Raw genomic sequence first — 13,787 nt, 5'->3', positions numbered from 1 at the left:
GATACCGACCTTATCGCGACGGGCAGCACGCTCCGTACCGCATTGCGGGCCGGGGCCGCCCCCCACCGGCCCGGGCGACGGGGCCCGGACTGTACGTTCCGCTTATTTGACGATACCCTCCGTGACCCATGCGCCATGAGACGACGCCCGGCAACCTGCCGTGCGAGCTGAACCACTTCGTCGGCCGGCGGCGCGAGCTCGACGAGGTGGCCCGCCTGCTGGAGCGGGCCCGGATGGTGACGGTGACCGGCGTGGGCGGGGTCGGCAAGACCCGGCTCGCGCTGCGCGCGGCGGCCGGGCTGCGCACCGGGTTCGCCGACGGGGTCTGGCTGGCCGAGCTGGGGGCCGTACGGGATCCGGGGCTGGTGGACCACGCCGTGGCGGACGCGCTCGGCCTCACCGACCACACCACGCGCGGCCCCCGGGCCGCGCTCGGCGCTTTCCTGGCCCGCCGCGAGCTGCTGCTCGTCCTGGACTGCTGCGAGCCGCAGGTGGAGGCTGCGGCGGAGCTGGCCGAAGCGATGCTGCGGCGGGCACCGGGACTGCGGTTGCTGGCCACCAGCCGGCAGCCGCTGGGGGTGGCCGGCGAGCACATCGTGGCGCTGGAGCCGCTGAGCGACGCCGACGAGGCGGTGGAGCTGTTCGCCGACCGGGCGGCCGCGGTGCTGCCGGGCTTCACCGTGGACGCCGGCAACCGGGCCGAGGTGGAGGAGCTGTGCCGCCACCTGGACGGCATCCCGCTGGCGCTGGAACTGGCGGCGGGCCGCGTGCGGGCGCTGTCGGTGCGGCAGATCACCGGGCGGCTGGACGACCGTTTCCGGCTGCTCACCCGGCGCGGCGGCACGGGCGGTCCCGAACGGCACCGCGCGCTGCGCACCACCATCGGGTGGAGCCACGAGCTGTGCACCCCGCGCGAACGGCTGCTGTGGGCACGGCTGTCGGTGTTCGCCGGGGACTTCGACCTCGACGCCGCCGAATACGTCTGCGCGGGCGGCGAGGTGACCGCCGACGCGATGGTGGACCTCCTGGCGGACCTGGTGGACAAGTCGGTGGTGCTGCGCCGCGAGGACGCGGGCGTGGTGCGCTACCTGCTGCTGGACACCGTGCGCGAGTACGGGCTGGGCTGGCTGCGCGAGCTGGGCGAGGAACGGCGGCTGCGGACCCGGCACCGCGACTGGTACCTGGGGTTCGCCACCTGGGGCGAGATGGAGTGGTTCGGCGCACGGCAGGAGGAGGTCTCGGCCGGCACCGAGCGGGAGCTGGCCAACCTGCGGGCCGCGCTGGAGTTCTCCCTGGAGGTCCCCGAGGAGCTGCGGACCGGGCAGTACCTGGCGGCGAGCCTGTGGTTCTTCTGGGTCGGCTGCGGCCGGCTCGCCGAGGGCCGGTACTGGCTGGAGCGCGCTCTGGCGGCCGACCACGAGCCCACGGGGCAGCGCGCCAAGGCGCTGTGGGTGTGCGGTTACGTCTCGATCCTCCAGGGCGACGGCACCGCGGCGCTGGGCATGCTGTACGAGTGCCGGGAGCAGGCACTGGCCACCGGCGACGCGACGGCGGTGGCGTACGCGGTCCACCGCATGGGGTGCGGGGCGCTGCTCAGCGACGACCTGCCGCGCGCCAGGGCGCTGTTCGAGGAGGCGCTGGGGCACTACCGGACGCTGGGCGAGCTCAACAGCAACGTCATCATGGCCGAGGTCGAGCTGGCGATGGCGGTGGCCTTCGAGGGGGACCTGGAGGGCGGGATCGAGCTCTGCGAGCACATCCGCGAGGTCTGCGAGGACCACGGGGAGCGCTGGGCGCTGGCGTACGCGCTCTACACGCGGGCGGTCATCGCCTGGTGGCAGGACGACCCCGTGCTCGCCGCCGAACTGGCGGCCGAGTGCGTGCGGATCAACCACGCCTTCCGCGACATGGTGGGCATCGTGCTCGGCATCGAGCTGCTCGCGCTGCTGCGGGTCCCGGGGGACGCCCGGGAGGCGGCGGTGCTGCAGGGCGCGGCAGGCGGCATCTGGCGGCTCGTCGGGCTGCCGGTGTTCGGCTCGCGCCACTTCGGCATCCCCCACCAGCGCTGCGAGGAACTGGCCCGCGCCGAGCTGGGCCGGGTCGGCTACGAGGGCGCGTACGCCGAGGGTGGCGTCCTCGACCTCGACGCGGCCGTCGCCAGGGCCCTGACCGGGCTGCCCCCGACACGAACCGGCCCGCGTCCGCCCCGCGGTCCCGTGCCACCCGCCGATTCGCTGCCCGCGGGCGCGCCGCTCGGCCGGTCCGCCCAGGACTGACCGGGGCGAGCAGGGTCACCCCGGGCACGCGAAAGCCCCGGCGCCCCGCCGGAAGGGCGGGGCGCCGGGGCTGACGTGCGTGCCGGGTGGGGCAGGCGTCAGCGAGCGTAGTACTCGACGACGAGCTGCTCGTCGCAGATCACGGGGACCTCACGACGGTTCGGCAGACGGTCCAGGCGGAACGCCAGCGCCTGCAGGTTGACCTGCAGGTACTTCGGGGTCTCGCCCTCGCCGGCCCAGCCGCCCTCACGGGCGACCTGGAACGGGGTCTTGGCGCGGGAGCGCTCGCGCACCATCACGACGTCGTCGGGGGTGACGCGGAACGACGGCTTGTCGACCTTGTGGCCGTTGACCTCGATGTGGCCGTGGACGACCATCTGGCGGGCCTGGTAGATCGTGCGGGCCAGGCCGGCGCGCAGGACGAGGGCGTCCAGGCGGCGCTCGAGCTCGACGATCAGGGCCTCGCCGGTCTTGCCGCTGACCTTGCGGGCGCGGTCGTAGGCACGGGCCATCTGGCGCTCGGAGATGTCGTACTGCGCGCGCAGACGCTGCTTCTCCAGCAGTCGGACCTTGTAGTCGCTGTTCTGCTTGCGGCCACGGCCGTGCTCGCCCGGCGGGTAGGGACGGGCCTCGAAGTACTTGACGGCCTTCGGCGTCAGGGCGATGCCGAGGGCACGCGACTTCTTGACCTTGGGACGCGACTGGTTCACGTTTCCCAGACCTCCATGTAAGTTAGGTAAGGCTTACCTTAGCGAAGGAGATCGTATGTCTCGCCCTGGGAACACCACGCGCATCACGGACGGAATGGACGCCGCACACGGCGCCGCCGGCGCCACGGCGGGCGCCGACTTGACGGGGGTCCGATCAGCTCATGGTCAGCCGCGTCCCAGCGGGCATGAAACCGCCCGACTGCCGTCAGCAGCCGAGCGCACACGAACTCTCGTACAGAGTACCGCCTCCGCCATCCTGGTGATTCCCGGCCTGGTGCCCGACCTCCCCGAGCTCATGGTCCCGGACGAGCGGATCGTGGGCACCGACGGCGACCTGTTCCTGCTGTTCCCCGCGGAATCGCCCGCCGTGCGGGCCGCCACGCACGCCGAGGACGACGACCTCACGGCTGTGCTCGACATCACTGACGTCGCCCCGGTCGCGGTGCCCGGACGCATCCGCGGCCGCGCCTGGATCGCGGGCTGGCTCACCGTCGCGCGCGACCTGCCGGCCCCGGCGGGGAAGGTGCGGCTGCGACTGGAGGTCGGCGAGGCGTCGCTGGACGACCTGTGGGGCGCGGAGCAGGTGGAGCCGGACGAGTTCGCCGCGGCCCGCCCCGACCCGCTCGTCGACCACGAGGCGGACCTGCTGCAGCACCTGGCGGCCGCCCACGCCGACCAGGTGGGCCGGCTGTGCGCGCTCGCCGGCGGCACCGGCGCCTGCCGCAGCACGCCGACCACCGCGGTGCCGCTCGCCCTGGACCGCTTCGGGCTGCGGGTGCGCTTCACCGGCGAGGACGGCACCTTCGACGCCCGCTTCGAGTTCCTGGAGCCCGTACGGGGCCACGCCGACCTGCACCGGGCCATGCACTCCCTCTTCGACGCCGCGCAGGAGGCCGCGGCCGCACAGGAGCGCCGACCCGGCCCCGACCCCGGCGCACCTGGCCCCAGAGCACCTGGCCCCACCGGGCGTGGCGCTACTCCCCCGCCAGCCGCTCCCTGACCCGTTCCAGGACGTCGGCGTAGCGGGCCTCAGCGCCGTAGCGCGTCGGCTCGTAGTAGCGCCGGCCGTGGATCTCGTCCGGCGCGTACTGCTGGGCGGCGATGGCACCGGGCAGATCGTGCGGGTACTGGTAGCCCTGGCCGTGCCCGAGTTTCGCGGCGCCCTTGTAGTGGCTGTCGCGCAGATGCGCCGGGACCGGCCCCGCCTTGCCCGCGCGCACGTCGGCGAGCGCGGCCCCGATGGCCGTCGTCGCCGCGTTGGACTTGGGGGCCAGGGCGAGCGCGATCGTGGCGTGGCTGAGGGTCAGCGCGGCCTCCGGGAAGCCGATCATCGCCACCGCCTGGGCCGCGGCGACCGCCGTGGGCAGCGCGGTCGGGTCGGCCAGGCCGATGTCCTCGCTCGCGGAGATCATCAGCCGGCGGGCGATGAACCGCGGGTCCTCCCCCGCCTCGATCATGCGGGCCAGGTAGTGCAGGGCGGCGTCCACGTCCGAGCCGCGGATGGACTTGATCAGGGCGCTGGCCACGTCGTAGTGCTGGTCGCCGTCGCGGTCGTACTTCACGGCGGCACGGTCGACGGTCTCCTCGAGGGTGCTCAGGGAGATCTCCGGCTCGCCCTTCGCCAGGGCGGCGCCCGCACCGGCCTCCAGGGCGGTCAGCGCCCGGCGGGCGTCCCCGCCGGCGATCCGCAGCAGGTGCTCCTCGGTGTCCTCGGGCAGCGTGACCGCGCCCTCCAGCCCGCGCTCGTCGGCGAGCGCCCGCCGCAGCAGGCCGCGCAGGTCGTCGTCGGTCAGCGGCTCCAGGGTGAGCAGCAGGGACCGGGACAGCAGCGGGGAGATGATCGAGAAGTACGGGTTCTCGGTGGTGGCGGCGATCAGGGTGACCCAGCGGTTCTCGACGGCGGGGAGCAGGGAGTCCTGCTGCGCCTTGCTGAACCGGTGGATCTCGTCCAGGAAGAGCACGGTGTCGCGGCCGTAGCCACCGGACTCGCGTTTGGCGCTCTCGATGACCGCGCGGACCTCCTTGACGCCCGCGGTGATCGCCGACAGCTCGACGAAGCGCTTGTTGGTGGCGTGGCTGACGACGTAGGCGAGGGTCGTCTTGCCGATGCCCGGCGGACCCCAGAGGATCACCGAGGACGGTCCCGCCGGTCCGCCGCCGCCCTCGCCGACCAGGCGCCGCAGCGGCGACCCGGGCCTGAGCAGATGGCCCTGCCCCACGACCTCGTCGAGGGTGCGCGGGCGCATCCGTACGGCCAGGGGGCTGCCTCCGGGCTCCCTCGACTGGCGTTCCTCTGCGGCGGCGGTGAACAGGTCGGGCTCCACGGCAAGGAAGCCTATGTCACGGCACCGACACCGCGGCCCCGCCGTCAGATCAGGGTGCTCCAGTACGTCCACCAGCGGGTCAGGATCGCCACCGCGATCACGCCGTACCAGAGGACGGGGACGACCCAGTGGAACTCCAGCACCAGGTCCCGGACGCGCGCGGGCGCCGGGATGATCTCGTGCTTGAGGTTGTGGACGAGGGTGTACCAGAACAGCGCGATGGTGACGACCCACGCCAGCGAGCACCACAGGCACAGCGAGCCGATGTTGTACAGCGACTGGTACTGCAGCCATGTGACGAAGCCGACGCCGAAGAGCGTCCCGGCCTGCAGTCCGAGCCAGAACCAGCGACGGTAGCGGGCGCCGGCGAGCATTCCCACGGCGAGGGCGATGACGACCGGGTAGGCGACCATGCCGATCATCGGGTTGGGGAAGCCGAAGGCGTGCGCCTGCTCGCTCTTCATGATGTTGCCGCAGGAGATGATCGGGTTCAGGCTGCAGCCGGGGACGAAGTTCGGGTCCTCCAGCAGCTTGAACTTGTCGATCGTGATGACCCACGAGGCGAGCAGGCCGAGCGCACCGCAGACCACGAGCAGCCAGGTGAAGGCCCTGCCCGCGCCGATGAGCCCGTCCGTGGGCTCCTGGCTCCCCCTGTCGGTGCGAGCCGTGTCAACCACCGTAGTCACCATGTCGCCGTTTCCGTGGGTCGGGAATGTGCCGCACTGCCCAACGCGTCCAACCCGCCGGAAGTGCCGGGTCCCATGGTGCCGTGTCACCCGTGCGAGCGACAACGGCCGGGCGGGAGGGCGGGATTCGGCTGCGCTTCGTGTGGCATCCATCGCCCTGTGTTATCGGCCGCGGCGCAGGTGTGATGGACCGAACCCTCCCGAAAATGCACAGAAATAAGACATATAGGATTCTCAGAGGATCCGGAGATCCGAGGATTCACTTCGACGGGGAGAGGTGCCCCATGCGTCGACCCGAGTGGGTGCCCGCAGGGACGGACGTCGAGACGCCGAACGCCGCCCGGGTCTACGACTACTACCTGGGCGGATCCCACAACTTCGAGGCCGACCGCGACATGGCGCGGCAGGCCATGGCACTGTGGCCCGACCTGCCGGTGATCATGCGTGCCAACCGCGCCTTCCTGCGCCGCGCGGTCCAGCACCTCGCCGGCCTGGGCATCACCCGCTTCCTGGACATCGGCTCCGGGATCCCGACCTTCGGCGCCGTGCACGAGGTCGCGCGGGCCGTCCACCCGGAAGCACGCGTGGTGTACGTGGACCTGGACCCGATCGCGGTGGCCCACAGCCGCCTGCTGCTCCAGGACGACCCGCTGAGCGCCATGGTGATGGCCGACATGACCGACACCGGCGACCTGCTCTCCCGGCCCGAGGTCACCGCCCTGCTCGCACCCGGGGAACCGGTGGCGGTGCTGCTGGTGGCGATGCTCCACTTCGTCACCGACGCCGAGGACCCCGCCAAGATCGTGGGCGCGCTGCGCGACGCCGTACCGCCCGGCAGCCATCTGGTGCTCACCCACGCCTCCCGGGACAGCCGCCCCGAGCAGGCGGACTCGCTGGCGGAGCTGTACGCCCGGCGCACCACGACGCCGCTGGTCATGCGGACCAGGAAGGACGTGACGGCGTTCTTCGACGGCTGGGACCTCCTGCCGCCGGGCCTGGTGTGGCTGTCCGAGTGGCGCCCGGAGGACCCCGAGTCGGTGGGGCCGCATCCCGAGCGGATGTCGGGCCTGGCCGGTGTGGGGCGGCGGCCGTGAGGGAGTCCCGCTCCCCCGTCGCGGGACCCGCCCCGGACTTCGCGGACGCCTGGTCGCACCTGCTGCGTTCCGGCCCGGGGCTCGCCCTGCCCCCGCTGACCCTGCACCGGGTGGCGGCCACGACCGCGGAGCTGCTCGGACGGGCGCTGGGCGACCCCACGTGCGACACCGCGCCGGCGGAACAGGCCGGCACGCTGCTGGTGGAGGCCCACTTCACCGACCCCGAGATCCTGGCGGCCGCCGTGGCGCTGCTGCAGATCCAGCCGGCCGCTCCCGACCGGGTACCGGTGGTGGCCGGCGCCTTCGCCTCCGGCTGGGCGGCGGCGCTGCGCGAGCGGACGCTGCGCGAGCAGGAGGCGATCCAGCGCGCGGCCTTCCGGGCCCGTGAGGACGCCGAGCGGGCCCGGCGCGCCTCGGAGGCCCGGTTCCGCGCGCTGTTCGAGCACGCGGCCATCGGCATCGGCATCGCGGACGTGGACGGCACGATCGTGCAGTTCAACCAGGCGCTCCGGGATCTGCTCGGGGCCCGCCCGGAGGACCTGCGGGGCCGCCGGGTCACCGAACTGGTGCACCCCGAGGACGCCCCGGGGGTGTGGGAGGCGTACGACGACCTGGTCAACGGGCGCCGCGAGCGGTTCCAGTGCGACAAGCCGTACTACCGGCGCGACGGCGAGGTGGTGTGGACCCACCTGACCGTCTCGCTGATCCGCGACGAACACGGGGAGCCCCGCTACCAGGTGGCGATGGTGGAGGACATCACCGACCGCTACCGGCTGCAGGAGCGGCTGCGTCACCAGGCCACCCACGACCCGCTGACCGGGCTGCCCAACCGCACGGCGTTCTTCGAGCGGCTGGAGGGCCTCTTCGAGCAGCCGCAGCCCGGCGCGCGCTTCGGCCTGTGCTACGTCGACCTCGACGGCTTCAAGGTCGTCAACGACAGCCTCGGCCACGGGACCGGGGACCAGTTGCTGACGGCCGTGGCCGAGCGGCTGGACGCCGCGCTCGCCCCGCTGGGGCACCTGGTGGCCCGGCTGGGCGGGGACGAGTTCGTGGTGCTGCTGGAGGAGTGCCGCGGCGACCAGGAGGCGGTGGCGGTCGCCAAGCTCGTCCTGACCACGTTCGCACGGCCCTTCCTCGTGGGCGACCAGCAGCTGACGATCGGCGCGAGCGTCGGGGTGCTGGCCCAGCGGATCGCCGCCACGACCCCGGGCGCGGCGGTGCGGGCGGCGGATCTGACGCTGTACCGCTCCAAGGAGGCCGGACGGGGCCGCTGGACGCTCTTCGACCCCCAGCACAACGCGCGCGCCGTGAGCCGGTACGCCATCTCCGTACGGCTGCCGGTGGCGCTGGACCGCGGGGAGTTCTTCATCGACTACCAGCCGCTGTGCTCGCTCGCCGACGGCTCCCTGGTGGCGGTGGAGGCGCTGGTGCGGTGGCGTCACCCGCAGTTCGGGGTGCTGGGGCCGGACGAGTTCGTGGGGACGGCGGAGGAGACCGGGCTGATCATGCCGCTGGGCCGGTGGATCCTGGAGCGCGCGGTCGGGCAGGCGGCCGCCTGGGTGCGGCGCTACGGGGAGGCGGCCCCGCAGATCAACGTCAACCTGGCGGTCCGTCAGATCCGCAACCCCGGCCTGGTGCACGACGTCACGTCGATCCTGGAGAGCACCGGGCTCGAACCCGGGCGCCTGGAGCTGGAGATCACCGAGACCGCCGTGATCGGGCCCGAGGACGAGTCGCTGCGCGCCCTGCAGGCGATCGCCGACGCCGGGGTCTCGCTGGCCGTCGACGACTTCGGCACCGGCTGGTCGAACCTCGCCTACCTGAGGGACCTTCCGGTGTCCGGGCTGAAGATCGCCGGCGCGTTCGTCACCGACCCCCACCGCGCCGGAACGGACGACCTCGTCGGCTGGCGGATCGTCGGCGGGCTGGTGTCGCTGGCGCACGCGCTCGGCCTCACGGTCACCGCCGAGGGCGTGGAGAGCTCCCAGCACGCCAGGCGGCTGCGCTCACTGGGCTGTGACTGGGGCCAGGGCTGGTACTTCGGGCGGCCGATGCGGCCGGAGCGGATCGCCCGGTGGATCGAGCGGGGACGGCCGGAGTGACCCGCGGCCGGGAGGCAGGTGGCCGATGGCCGGTGCACGCACGGCGCGGCCGGCCGGTGGGGACACCGGCCGGCCGCGCGTGACCGTCGGACGGTCAGGCGAGCCGCTCCCGCACGGCGGCGACGACGCCGTCGAGCGGCACCGCGCTCTGCTCGCCGCTCTCCAGGTCCTTCACCTGCACGACACCCTCGGCGAGGTCACGTTCGCCGGCGACGATCGCGAGGCGCGCTCCCGAACGGTTGGCGGACTTCATCGCGTTCTTCAGCCCCTTGCCGCCGAAGGCGAAGTCCGTGGCGACACCCGCCCGGCGCAGCTCGGTGACCACCGCGAACAGCACCCGGCGCGCCTCCTCGCCCATCGGCACCGCGAACGCCTGCGTGGCAGGGGGCAGTTCGAGCTCGATGCCCTCGGCCTCCAGGGCCAGCACCGTACGGTCCACGCCCAGCGCCCAGCCCACCGACGGCAGCGCGGGGCCGCCGATCATCTCGGACAGGCCGTCGTAGCGGCCGCCGCCGCCGACCGCGGACTGCGAGCCGAGGCCGCCGTGCACGAACTCGAAGGTGGTGCGGGTGTAGTAGTCCAGACCGCGCACCAGCTTCGGGTCGTCCTCGTAGGCCACGCCCGCGGCCGTCAGCAGCTCGCGCACCTGCTCGTGGTACGCCTTGCAGGCCTCGCACAGGTGGTCGCGCATCATCGGGGCCCCGACGAGCTGCTTCTGCACGCTGTCGCGCTTGTCGTCCAGGACGCGCAGCGGGTTGATCTCGATCCGCCGGCGGGTGTCCTCGTCGAGGTCGAGGCCGCGCAGGAAGTCCTGGAGGGCGGCCCGGTAGACCGGACGGCACTCGCGGTCGCCCAGCGAGTTCAGCAGCAGGCGGAAGTCACGCAGCCCGAGCGAGCGGTAGGCGTCCACGGCCAGGATGATCAACTCGGCGTCCAGTGCCGGGTCCTCGGCGCCGATCGCCTCGGCGCCGACCTGGGAGAAGTGGCGGTAACGCCCGGCCTGCGGCCGCTCGTAGCGGTAGTACGAGCCGGAGTACCAGAGCTTGACCGGCAGGTTGCCCGCCTTGTGGAGGTTGGCCTCCAGCGCGGCGCGCAGCACGGAGGCGGTGCCCTCGGGGCGCAGCGCCAGCTCGTCGCCGCCCTTGGTGGTGAGGGTGTACATCTCCTTGGTCACGATGTCGGTGGACTCGCCGACGCCGCGGGAGAAGAGCTCGACCTGCTCGAAGCCGGGGGTCTCGACGTAGCCGTACCCGGCCCGCCGCAGCGGCGCGGACAGCGCCTCGCGGACCGCCAGGAACACGGCGGAATCGGGCGGCAGGAGGTCATAGGTGCCCTTGGGGGCCTGGAAGGTGCTCACAGGAGGTCTCTCGTCACATTCCTCGTCGCGGAGGGGCGGGGTGGTCGTCCCCTCCGAGGCCGCGGGCCACCTCCGCCAGGTACGGGTTGGTGGCGCGCTCACGGCCGATGGTCGTCTGGGGTCCGTGGCCGGACAGCACCACGGTCGAGTCGTCGAGCGGCAGGCACACACGGGCCAGCGACACGAACAGCTCGTCCATGGAACCGCCGGGCAGATCGGTGCGGCCGACGGAGCCGGCGAACAGCAGGTCGCCCGAGAAGAACACCGAGGGGATCTCGGCGGTCTCGGGGAGCCTGAAGGTCACCGACCCCTCGGTATGGCCGGGCGCGTGCGCCACGGACAGCTCGAGACCGGCGAGCTCCAGCGTGCTGCCGTCGGTGAGCTCCTTCAGGTCGTCGGGCTCCCCGATGGTCAGTTCGCCGAGCAGCTGCGCGCCGATCGAGCGGCCGAGGGCCTTCTCCGGGTCGTTCAGCATGTAGCGGTCCCGGGGGTGGATCCAGGCCGGGACGCCATGGGCCCCGCAGACCGGGACGACCGAGGCAGTGTGGTCGAGATGGCCGTGGGTGAGGATGACGGCGACGGGCTTGAGACGGTGTTTGGCGAGCGTGTCCTCGACGCCCTGGGCCGCTTCGTGGCCCGGGTCGATGATCACGCACTCCTCACCGGCGGCGGGGGCGACCACGTAGCAGTTGGTGCCCCAGGCCCCGGCGGGGAACCCGGCAATGAGCACGTTCGTCCTTCTGTCGGCAGTCGTTCTCGGCAGGTCGTACCGCACGACGGCGGCCCCACGAGCCTACCGGCGCTGACGCGGCCATCGCGAACCAGTAACGTCGCTGGACTGGGGGGCGCGCCGGGCGCGAAGATCGGCGGCGAACGCAGTCACATTCGGACGCGACGAGCAGAAGGCATCGGGAGACGGCTCAGTGGTCACCAAGGATCAGCGGCGGCGCCAGCTCGCCCGGGACAAGTTCGAGCGGCAGCACGACCGCCGTGTGCAGGCCCACCGGAAGACCGTACGGCGCAACGCGGTGGTCGCCGCGGTGCTCGCCGTGGTCCTGGCGGCGGGCGCCACGGCCTGGGCGGCGGGCGCCTTCAATTCGGACCCCAAGAAGGACGACGCCGCCGCCGCGGGCGCCTCCCCCACCCCCGCGGAGACGAGCAAGGCGCCCGATCCGTGCGCCAAGCCCGCCGCGGGCAGCCCCGGCACGGAGCAGTGGAAGAAGGAGCCCGCGGTCACCGTCGACGCCGCGGCGAAGTACACCTTCACGCTGCAGACGACCTGCGGCGACATCGCGCTGGACCTCGACGCGAAGAACGCCCCGCACACGGTCAACTCCTTCGCGTTCCTGGCCGGCAAGGGCTACTTCGACCACACGAAGTGCCACCGGCTCACCACCAGCGGCATCTACGTGCTGCAGTGCGGCGATCCGACGGGCCAGGGCAGCGGCGGCCCCGGCTACACCATCCCGGACGAGAACCTGAAGGCGAAGGAGGTCGCCGGGGGCACGTACCCGGCGGGCACGGTCGCCATGGCCAACACCGGCCAGGCGCACACCGGCGGCAGCCAGTTCTTCCTGGTCTACAAGGACAGCCCGCTGCCGCCGAACTACACCCCGTTCGGGACGATCAGCGAGGCCGGCATGAAGGTGCTGGACAAGATCGCGGCCGCGGGCGAGTCGACCGGTGCCGGTGACGGCGCCCCGAACGCCACCGTGGTGATCAACAAGGCGACGGTCGGGAAGTCCTGACCGCCGCGTCCCGCACCCGCAGGTGAATTTCGCGGGTGCGGGATGCGGACAGCCGGGGCACCGGTCGCCTATGTTGGCGTTGTGTAGGGTGCCTGCTCCGACGGCTGCACCATGGATGTGAGCGGACCGTCGGACCGGTCAGGGCACGGCCCGGCCGAATGGAACTGTGGACGATGCCCGCGAGCCGTACGGCGGCCGGGCATCACGTGGAGGAGGCGCTGTGAGCAGCGACCCGTGGGGCCGCGTCGACGAGACGGGGACCGTGTACGTGCGTACGGCCGATGGCGAGCGTGAAGTCGGCTCGTGGCAGGCAGGCTCCCCTGAGGAGGCGCTCGCCTACTTCGAGCGGAAATACGAGGGCCTCGTCGTCGAGATCGGCCTCCTCGAACGCCGGGTGAAGACCACCGACCTGTCCCCCAAGGACGCGTTGACCGCCATCGATCACCTGCGCGCCACGGTGACCGAGGCCCACGCCGTGGGCGACCTGGAAGCCCTCGCCAAGCGGCTGGACGCGCTGACCGACCAGGTCGACGCCCGCCGCGAGGAGCGCAAGGTCGCCAAGGCCAAGGCCTCCGAGGAGGCCAAGACGGCCAAGGAGGACCTGGTCACCGAGGCCGAGCAGCTGGCCCAGAGCGAGCAGTGGCGCGCCGCCGGCGAGCGGCTGCGCGCCCTGGTCGACACCTGGAAGGGCCTGCCCCGGCTGGACCGCAAGACCGACGACGAGTTGTGGCACCGCTTCAGCCACGCCCGTTCGGTCTTCTCCAAGCGGCGCAAGGCCCACTTCGCGGCGCTCGACTCGCAGCGCGAGGACGCCCGCCGGCGCAAGGAGAAGCTGGTGGAGGAGGCGCAGGCGCTGTCCGGCTCCACCGACTGGGGTCCCACGGCGGCGCGCTACCGCGAGCTGATGACCGACTGGAAGGCCGCCGGCCGCGCCCAGCGCGAGGCGGAGGAGGACTTGTGGAACCGCTTCCGCGGCGCCCAGGACGTCTTCTTCGCGGCCCGCTCCGACGTCTTCGCCGAGCGCGACACCGAGCAGCGCGAGAACCTCACGCTGAAGGAGGAGCTGGCCATCGAGGCCGAGAAGCTGCTCCCGGTCACCGACCTGAAGGCGGCGCGCGCCGCCTTCCGCGGCATCAACGAGCGCTGGGAGGCGATCGGCCACGTGCCGCGCGACGCCCGGCCGCGCATCGAGGGCCGCATGCACGCGGTGGAGCGCGCCATCCAGGAGTCCGAGGAGGCCGAGTGGCGCCGCACCAACCCCGAGGCGCGGGCGCGTGCCGCGGGCCTGACCGGGGCGCTCCAGGCGGCCGTCGACAAGCTGCGCGAGCAGATCGAGGCGGCGCGGGCGGCGGGGAACACCTCCAAGGCCGACAAGCTGCAGCGGGAACTGGACGGGCGGCAGGCGCTGCTCGACCAGGCGCTCAAGTCCCTGGACGAGTTCGGCGGCTGAGGCTCGGCTGAGCCACCGAAGCACCCGCAGGACCACGCAG

11 protein-coding genes are annotated in these 13,787 nt (G+C 72.8%); 6 read left to right on the top strand and 5 right to left on the bottom strand.

Going from position 1 to position 13,787, the window contains the following annotated elements; all coding sequences use genetic code 11:
- Window positions 1–128: 128 nt before the first annotated feature.
- Window positions 129–2,276, top strand: a complete 2,148-nt coding sequence (locus tag ACFV3E_RS09990) for an ATP-binding protein (RefSeq protein ID WP_500534217.1) — start codon at window positions 129–131, stop codon at window positions 2,274–2,276.
- A 98-nt stretch (window positions 2,277–2,374) separates the two neighbouring features.
- On the opposite strand, the gene rpsD is transcribed toward ACFV3E_RS09990, so the two are convergent.
- Window positions 2,375–2,986 (bottom strand): 30S ribosomal protein S4, encoded by a 612-nt coding sequence (gene rpsD / locus ACFV3E_RS09985; RefSeq protein ID WP_018564200.1) that lies wholly within the window; start codon window positions 2,984–2,986, stop codon window positions 2,375–2,377.
- Between the two features lie 199 nt (window positions 2,987–3,185).
- On the opposite strand from rpsD, the gene ACFV3E_RS09980 reads away from it, so the two are divergent.
- A complete protein-coding gene (locus ACFV3E_RS09980) occupies window positions 3,186–3,986 on the top strand; it encodes a DUF2470 domain-containing protein (RefSeq protein WP_500534270.1) in 801 nt (266 codons plus the stop codon).
- Here ACFV3E_RS09980 and ACFV3E_RS09975 read toward each other — a convergent pair.
- Window positions 3,961–5,310 carry a replication-associated recombination protein A gene (locus ACFV3E_RS09975; RefSeq protein WP_500534216.1) on the bottom strand — a complete coding sequence of 450 codons (1,350 nt, stop codon included), beginning with the start codon at window positions 5,308–5,310 and terminating at the stop codon, window positions 3,961–3,963. The two genes, ACFV3E_RS09980 and ACFV3E_RS09975, sit on opposite strands and share 26 nt — an antisense overlap.
- 44 nt (window positions 5,311–5,354) lie before the next feature.
- Window positions 5,355–5,999: a vitamin K epoxide reductase family protein gene (locus ACFV3E_RS09970; RefSeq protein ID WP_500534215.1), complete on the bottom strand. Its 645-nt coding sequence runs from the start codon at window positions 5,997–5,999 to the stop codon at window positions 5,355–5,357.
- 281 nt (window positions 6,000–6,280) lie between these two features.
- Between ACFV3E_RS09970 and ACFV3E_RS09965 the strand changes: the two genes are divergently transcribed.
- Entirely contained in the window at window positions 6,281–7,090 is an 810-nt protein-coding gene (locus ACFV3E_RS09965; RefSeq protein WP_500534214.1) for an SAM-dependent methyltransferase, read from the top strand.
- The gene (locus ACFV3E_RS09960; protein ID WP_500534213.1) at window positions 7,087–9,192 is read left to right on the top strand and encodes a putative bifunctional diguanylate cyclase/phosphodiesterase; all 2,106 of its coding nucleotides are present in this window, start codon (window positions 7,087–7,089) and stop codon (window positions 9,190–9,192) included. Before ACFV3E_RS09965 ends, ACFV3E_RS09960 begins: the two co-directional genes overlap by 4 nt.
- 94 nt (window positions 9,193–9,286) lie before the next feature.
- Here the strand turns inward: ACFV3E_RS09960 and hisS are convergent, their stop codons facing one another.
- Both hisS and ACFV3E_RS09950 read right to left on the bottom strand, forming a co-directional pair.
- Window positions 9,287–10,549, bottom strand: a complete 1,263-nt coding sequence (gene hisS / locus ACFV3E_RS09955) for a histidine--tRNA ligase (RefSeq protein WP_500534212.1) — start codon at window positions 10,547–10,549, stop codon at window positions 9,287–9,289.
- A gap of 13 nt (window positions 10,550–10,562) precedes the next feature.
- Window positions 10,563–11,279, bottom strand: a complete 717-nt coding sequence (locus tag ACFV3E_RS09950) for an MBL fold metallo-hydrolase (protein WP_500324432.1) — start codon at window positions 11,277–11,279, stop codon at window positions 10,563–10,565.
- Between the two features lie 193 nt (window positions 11,280–11,472).
- Here ACFV3E_RS09950 and ACFV3E_RS09945 point away from each other — a divergent pair, with 193 nt between their 5' ends.
- The gene (locus ACFV3E_RS09945) at window positions 11,473–12,297 is read left to right on the top strand and encodes a peptidylprolyl isomerase (RefSeq protein ID WP_500534211.1); all 825 of its coding nucleotides are present in this window, start codon (window positions 11,473–11,475) and stop codon (window positions 12,295–12,297) included.
- A gap of 220 nt (window positions 12,298–12,517) precedes the next feature.
- Window positions 12,518–13,747, top strand: coding sequence for a DUF349 domain-containing protein (locus ACFV3E_RS09940; protein ID WP_500370551.1), 1,230 nt, complete (start codon window positions 12,518–12,520; stop codon window positions 13,745–13,747).
- Window positions 13,748–13,787: the final 40 nt, after the last annotated feature.

The sequence above is a fragment of the Streptomyces sp. NPDC059718 genome, from assembly GCF_042733315.1.
In the GTDB taxonomy this organism is placed as follows: domain Bacteria; phylum Actinomycetota; class Actinomycetes; order Streptomycetales; family Streptomycetaceae; genus Actinacidiphila.
The sequence above is the reverse complement of the archived record's forward strand: the minus strand, read 5'-3'. Positions and strand labels throughout refer to the sequence as shown.

Coding starts and splice junctions, on each gene's coding strand:
- ACFV3E_RS09990 (WP_500534217.1), top strand. CDS start 129: ATGCGCCATGAGACGACGCCCGGCAACCTGCCGTGCGAGCTGAACCAC.
- ACFV3E_RS09970 (WP_500534215.1), bottom strand. CDS start 5,999: ATGGTGACTACGGTGGTTGACACGGCTCGCACCGACAGGGGGAGCCAG.
- ACFV3E_RS09965 (WP_500534214.1), top strand. CDS start 6,281: ATGCGTCGACCCGAGTGGGTGCCCGCAGGGACGGACGTCGAGACGCCG.